2 protein-coding genes are annotated in these 516 nt (G+C 67.4%); one reads left to right on the top strand and one right to left on the bottom strand.

All coding sequences use genetic code 11. The features are described from left to right. Positions 1–228, top strand: a 228-nt coding sequence (yjgA, locus tag OKB87_RS23575) for a ribosome biogenesis factor YjgA (protein WP_270828632.1), incomplete at its 5' end; no start/stop codon positions are given. Positions 229–258: 30 nt separating this feature from the next. Here the strand turns inward: yjgA and OKB87_RS23570 are convergent. Beyond that, positions 259–516, bottom strand: a 258-nt coding sequence (locus OKB87_RS23570; RefSeq protein ID WP_270828631.1) for a metallopeptidase TldD-related protein, incomplete at its 5' end; no start/stop codon positions are given.

Here is a 516-nt window from a genome sequence, read left to right as displayed (position 1 = left end):
AACGAACGTTTCCATGCCCTCGAACGTTGGCGCGACCAGTTGATCGCCGGCGGCGACGCAGCGCTCGACGCCTTCGTCGGGGAGTTCCCCGAGTGCGATCGCCAGCACCTGCGCGGCCTGGTCCGCCACGCCCAGCACGAGGCCGCGCACAACAAACCGCCGGCCGCCGCACGCAAAGTGTTCAAGTACATCCGCGAACTGGACGAAACCAAGCGCGGCCTGCGCTAGGTTTCGCCGCGCCGGCGCCCGGGCCATGCCTCAGGCGCCGGTGCCGCCGACGGTGATCGCATCGATCTTCAGGGTCGGCTGGCCTACACCGACCGGCACCGACTGACCGTCCTTCCCGCAGGTTCCCACGCCACTGTCCAGGGCCAGGTCGTTGCCGACCATAGACACCCGGCTCATCGCTTCCGGACCGTTGCCGATCAGGGTGGCGCCTTTCACCGGGGTGGTGATCCTGCCGTTCTCGATCAGGTAGGCCTCGCTGGTGGAGAACACGAACTTGCCGCTGGTGAT

Origin of the sequence: Aeromonas sp. Y318-1 (assembly GCF_027706125.1) — a bacterium.
Taxonomy (GTDB): domain Bacteria; phylum Pseudomonadota; class Gammaproteobacteria; order Enterobacterales; family Aeromonadaceae; genus Aeromonas; species Aeromonas hydrophila.
The sequence above is the reverse complement of the archived record's forward strand: the minus strand, read 5'-3'. Positions and strand labels throughout refer to the sequence as shown.